Genomic DNA, 3,577 nt, shown 5'->3' with positions numbered 1-3,577 from the left:
CGCAAATGCTGAAAGACCTGGGACTTTATGAACAGGTGACTGCGGGCAAGAAGTGTAAAGGTTGTTGGGCGGTTGAAGGCAAAACCTGGTTCACCCAGCGTCATCATCGGGAAACACCCTACCGCATAGAAAATAATAAAGCTGATGTAGGTATTGTGTGGACGACAGAAGTCAAGCACGCAAAGGCAGAAGGTCGTAATGTTGAAGGTGTCAGCATTCCTTCACCATATAATATGGCACATAAGGTAGGTTATGCGATCGGTGTGCTAAAAACGGGTAAAAATTCTTATAATGCTTCTCGTTATCTGTCCTACCTGGGTACGGCAGACGCGCAGAATATCTATAAAAAATATGGCTTTGTCAGTGCATCTACAGATGATTTAAAATTGAAGCCAATACCACAGCCGGCAAAATAATTCGTAGAGGGGGGAGAAGCGGCAGTAGTAGCCAGGTTATCTCTTTAGAGGTGGCCTGGCTATTTGCACAATCACACTTTCAATGGATTATATAAAAGGAAAATGCGCGATCCTGATCGCGCATTGTCGTTTGGCGATATGTCTGATGAAAATTCAGGGCAATTAACAGGTGCAAGAATATGCAACAGGAAAGCCTGTCCCGGTAGCGCAATAAATCAGGCCAGACCCAAAATCAGTCATGCAGTAAATCTAGACCTGCTAAAGCACATTTAAGGAACTGGTCTGGTCGTGCTATAAAGTTGTTTTAGGGTAGAGATAACTTCCTCGCTGTCCCAGAGAATAGCAGCGTTCACACCATAGTGAATCTTTCCATCGGGGCCAATGATAAAAGTCGATGGGAACGCAACTACATTCCACTTTATAGACGCTTTTCCAGTCTCGTCCAGGAGTACGGGAAAATTGACGTCAACCTTTTGTAGAAACTCAGTGACAGTTGCTGCGCTTTCTGCGTAGTTAATCGATACTAGCTCAAAGGGTATGTCACGCATTTTGTCCTTTAAACGGTTAAGGGAAGGAATTTCTTCAACACAGGGAGGGCACCAGGTAGCCCAGAAATTGATGATTGTTATTTGTCCTTCGTAGGAATCGCGTTGGTAATGGTTGTTCGCAGCGTCCTTCAGATCAATAGGGTAAGGTAGAAAATTTCCTTTGAACTTTTTCATGCGGATATCTATACCGCTACCTACAGATGCAAACTGTTCTTTCATGGGTGCCGGAGTAACCGGACCTGGCATTTTTTCCAGTAATTTAATACTTTTTTGTATATCCTTTGGCAGGTTGGTAAATGCCTGTATAGTTTCCGGGGCGGAATCTTCTTCGAAAAACAGCGCAGAAACACCGGGTAATATTTTTAACATGGGCTGGCTACCACCAATCAGCAAGGTGTCAATCAGGTTGTTGACATACCAGCGGTTACCGCGTATTCCATCCTGAAAGATCATGATAGGGATATTGGTTGCTGATGCAATGGGAAGATATTCTGGTTCCAGGCCAAGTGAAGGTATTGTCGTATATAAGTCAGGAGAAAATAATATAGCACCTGTAACGTACGGTTCTTCGGGTTTTCGCTCTTGCCAAATTCGGACACCGCGCAGTAGCGGGATTGCTCCATAGGATCTGGCCGAGAGCAGGATTTTTTTATTCGTTTCCTTGTGGGCAATTTGAATCAAATCGGCAACATAATGACCGGTAAAGCTACGCATCTGTTCTGTACTACGTGGTAAAAATAATGCTTCCGCCAGGTCAATTTGCCATATTTCTATACCGTCAGCCGCCAATTGTTGCGCAACCTGGATTGATCGCTCGTGTATACCATAACCTGGTGCGATCCAGATTATAAGGTGGTCACCTTGAGCGGGATAACGTATTAAACTGAGTTCCGTGCCATCGGTGGCTGTGACCTGATATTCCTGATTCTCAATGTCCGTTTTGGCATAACCAGGAACAATAGTGAAGATGAAGAGCAGGATAATAAGAATGCGGGTAGTACTGTTAATCATGCCAGGCTTTTATAAATATAAAAAATGGGTGCTTTTATTTCGTGCCCATTATACTCGACAATCGTAATGGAAAAACATTCTGTTTTGTATATGCGATAAAATATCTCCGATATATGTTTTTATCGAATAGGCGGTGTTGTAAGACGTTAAGACCATCCTGAGAAAACTGTTTACAAGGAGTTACTGGAAACCCTTTGTTAAAACTAATCTTTTTCCAACAAGGGTTTTATTAAATCCATTGGTAACGGAAAAACGATGGTCGAGCTTTTTTCACCGGCAATTTCTGTCAATGTCTGCAAATAGCGTAATTGTAGTGCCTGCCGTTGTTGTTCCAGGGTTTTTGCGGCATCGACCAGTTTGTGGGCTGCCTGCATCTCGCCTTCAGCATGAATAACCTTGGCACGCCTTTCGCGTTCCGCTTCTGCCTGCTTGGCAATGGCGCGAACCATTTTTTCATCCAGGTCAACGTGTTTAATCTCCACGTTGGCAACCTTGATGCCCCAGGCATCAGTTTGTTTGTCAAGAATAGTCTGGATATCAGCGTTGAGTTGTTCGCGTTCTGCCAGCATATCGTCCAGTTCATGTTGACCAAGCACTGAGCGTAACGTAGTTTGCGCCAGTTGGCTGGTGGCTGCCAGAAAGTTTTCTACCTGGATGATGGCTTTTTCCGGGTCCACGACACGAAAATAAATCACTGCGTTAACTTTAACTGAGACGTTGTCCCGTGATATGACGTCTTGCGAAGGAACATCCATAACCACAGTTCGTAAATCCACCCTGACCATTTGCTGGATTACCGGAATAACGATAATCAGTCCCGGCCCTTTTACTTTCCAAAACCTGCCCAATAGAAAAATAACGCCACGTTCGTATTCTCTTAATATTTTAATGGCGCTGAATAATAATCCTAAAATAAAAAATATAGTGATATAACCAAGATAAGCTGTCGTTATCATGATGTTTTCTCCTCGTGGTCGCCTTCCTGCGGTTCCACCCAAAGGGTTAAGCCATCTAGTTTTGTGACACGAACTGATTGGCCTTTTCGCAGCGGGGTAGTGGTATAGGCGCTCCAGTTTTCACCGTGTAAATGCACAAAACCTTCACCACTAAAGTTATTAACGACTTCCGCTGTTGCACCGATCAATTCTTCCTGGCCGCTAACCACTGGCCTTCGTCTTGCTTTAAGGGCCATAACTAACACAACGGTGAATAGTGCACTGCTGACCAAAGCAAAAGTGCCGATTAATGGTAGTGACACACCAAATCCGGGTACATCTGTGTCCATTAGAATGATGGAGCCGATGACAAATGCGATAACCCCACCGATGCCTAGCGCGCCAAAACTTGGCGCAAAGGCTTCAGCGATCATTAACGCAAGACCTAACAGAATCAATCCGAAGCCGGCATAATTGATAGGAAGCACCTGAAAGGCAAACAATGCCAACAGCAGGCAGATGGCGCCCATGATGCCGGGTATTAATGCGCCAGGATTAGAAAATTCAAAGATCAGACCGTAGATGCCAATTAGCATTAAAATATAGGCAACATTGGGATCAGTTAGAATACTTAACAGGCGATTACGCCAGTCAGGTTCCATTTGTT

The 3,577-nt window shown here is 44.3% G+C and carries 5 protein-coding genes; 2 read left to right on the top strand and 3 right to left on the bottom strand.

All coding sequences use genetic code 11. The annotated features are described in order from the left end of the window. Both ACWVCM_RS09570 and ACWVCM_RS09565 read left to right on the top strand, forming a co-directional pair. Positions 1 to 416 (top strand): molybdate ABC transporter substrate-binding protein (locus ACWVCM_RS09570; protein ID WP_455201517.1); only part of this gene is annotated, 416 nt, incomplete at its 5' end. Positions 417 to 518: 102 nt separating this feature from the next. Then, positions 519 to 689: a hypothetical protein gene (locus ACWVCM_RS09565; RefSeq protein WP_455201516.1), complete on the top strand. Its 171-nt coding sequence runs from the start codon at positions 519 to 521 to the stop codon at positions 687 to 689. On the opposite strand, the gene ACWVCM_RS09560 is transcribed toward ACWVCM_RS09565, so the two are convergent. From ACWVCM_RS09560 to ACWVCM_RS09550, 3 genes are all read right to left on the bottom strand, one after another. Continuing rightward, positions 686 to 1,975 carry a TlpA family protein disulfide reductase gene (locus ACWVCM_RS09560; RefSeq protein WP_455201515.1) on the bottom strand — a complete coding sequence of 430 codons (1,290 nt, stop codon included), beginning with the start codon at positions 1,973 to 1,975 and terminating at the stop codon, positions 686 to 688. The genes ACWVCM_RS09565 and ACWVCM_RS09560 overlap by 4 nt on opposite strands. Before the next feature lie 203 nt (positions 1,976 to 2,178). Further along, positions 2,179 to 2,931 (bottom strand): slipin family protein, encoded by a 753-nt coding sequence (locus ACWVCM_RS09555; RefSeq protein ID WP_455201514.1) that lies wholly within the window; start codon positions 2,929 to 2,931, stop codon positions 2,179 to 2,181. Next, a partial coding sequence (locus ACWVCM_RS09550; protein WP_455201513.1) for an NfeD family protein occupies positions 2,928 to 3,577 on the bottom strand: 650 nt, incomplete at its 5' end. The genes ACWVCM_RS09555 and ACWVCM_RS09550, both read right to left, overlap by 4 nt.

The sequence above is a fragment of the Kaarinaea lacus genome, from assembly GCF_975902315.1.
Note: the sequence above shows the minus strand (reverse complement) of the source record. Positions and strands in the feature narration are given on the sequence as shown.